General features: G+C 66.8%; 1 protein-coding gene. It reads left to right on the top strand.

Annotated elements, in window-relative coordinates; all coding sequences use genetic code 11:
- On the top strand, positions 1-1854 hold a 1854-nt coding region (locus BIU95_RS13375), incomplete at its 5' end, for a LamG domain-containing protein (RefSeq protein WP_139179805.1).
- Between the last annotated feature and the right edge of the window lie 161 nt (positions 1855-2015).

Genomic DNA, 2015 nt, shown 5'->3' with positions numbered 1-2015 from the left:
CTCACCATCGAGTACAACACCATCCCGAACGCCCCGACGCACTTCCGGATCACCTCACCGACCCGCACGTGCGGGGACTCGACTGATTCCGCCGCATGGATCAACAACGATGCGCAGAGCCTGACCCTCTCGGCGCAGAGCTCGGATCCCGACGGGGAGAACCTCGCGACGAAGTTCTACGTGTACAAGGCGTCGGACCTGGCAACGCACGTCGGTGACGGAGTCGGCTCGGTCCGAGCGGCACCGGGAACACAGACGGCAGTCCTGCCGAAGGGCTACCTGCCCGACGGGGACTTCGCTGTCCGCGCGCGTTCGAACGACGACAGCGAATGGGGCGACTGGTCGCCGTGGTGCTACATCCACTCCGACTCGACTCCTCCGAAGGCTCCTTCGGTGACGGGTCTGGACAAGCCGCACACCGTCGGGGTCGCGACCTCCGTCACCGCCACCACACCGACGGACGCGTCGATTGCCGGGTTCGCGTGGTGGGTGAGCGCTTCTCGCTCGGACATCCAGCCGGTCACGGCCGCAGCGAACACTGCCATCGGGTTCCCGGACTGCGGCCTGCACGACGGGATCGTGACGTACGTGTGTGCCACGTCCTCGCGGACCGCGACCATCCGGTTCGCACCGACCGACAACAGCAGCGTTCTCTGGGTGAAGAGCATCGACAAGGCCGGCAACGTCTCCGTCACCGCGGCATCCCCGGACACCTCGAACCAGGGTTGGCCCATCGTGGCGGACTCCGATCCCACCGTGGACAGCGAGAGCGCTGCACACACCTGGACGGGGAGCTCAGGGCACGTGGGAGGCGACGGCACTTCCGGATCACGAAGAGTCCTCCTCGACGAAGCATCGACCCCGACCAGCCCCCGGTCGTTGACCCTCGACCCGAGCGCGGTCACGAGCGGCCCCATCGATGACACCGGGTACGCCGGTCCGTTCGACGCCACGCGTGTCCACCAAGACGACCTCGTCCGGATCAACCGCTACTACGGCGACTACGGTCACATCGCCGTCACAGCGCACACGCGAGCCGGCAAGGACTTCCAGTCCACGCTGGGCGAACTCCTGAGCCCCGCCGCACCCGCGCCTTCGCACAGTCGGCTGCTCTGGTCGTGTCCGACGTCGGTCGGCGACATGACGACCGGACGTGCCTGCAGCGACTCTGGTGTGCAGCTCGGCTACTCGTGGACGGTGGCGGCCGATGTGCCCACGGGGACGAAGCCCGTACACGCGTACCGGTGCGTGCACGGCGACGTCGACTACTTCACCTCCATCGACCCGGACTGCGAAGGCTTCACCAAGGACAGCGATCTCGGCTTCTTCGCCGCGGCAGGGACCAGCACGACCTCGGGTCCCATCATGGACACGACGAAGAGCTACACGGTCTCCGCATGGCTCCGGCCCTCGAAGACCTCCGTCGACGAGACCAACACGGCGATGTCCCTCGACGGTCAGACCAATTCGCCGTTCTACCTGCAGTACGTCAACGGCAAGTACCGCTTCTGCGTCAAGGAACAGACCGACATCCCGTCAGTCGACTGCACCAGTCCCGCTCAGACGTCCGCGTCCCCGGGCACGTGGGCCTTCGTCACGGGTGTCTGGGACCCCGCGAACAACCAGGTCCGGATCATGGTCAATGCGTCGTCGTCCGGGGTGGGCGTGACCGGTCACTCGCTCGGAGCAGGCGAGAGGTCGAGCAGCGGCGGCCTGCTCCTCGGCAGCGGTGTCAGCGACGGAGCGCCCGTTGATTCGTGGAGTGGTGACATCGCGATGCCGTCCATCACCCAGGGCGTCGCAACCCGGACGCAGCTGCGTTACTTGATGACCTCCGGGAGCTACCGCTACTGACGGTTGATCCGCGCCGTGTGCTGAGTGGATGTTCACAGGACGACGGCGCGGTTCTCTCCGACGGTGCATCGCCGAGTTCTCGGGGCTGAGCGGGGCGGGGATCCCCTCGTGGCTGTGCGCTGTGCCGTGTTCGGGGGTCTTCGCCGGGTTCGGGGTCTCGC

This window comes from Curtobacterium sp. MCBA15_007, from assembly GCF_001864905.1.
Classification (GTDB): domain Bacteria; phylum Actinomycetota; class Actinomycetes; order Actinomycetales; family Microbacteriaceae; genus Curtobacterium; species Curtobacterium poinsettiae.
Note: the sequence above shows the minus strand (reverse complement) of the source record. Positions and strands in the feature narration are given on the sequence as shown.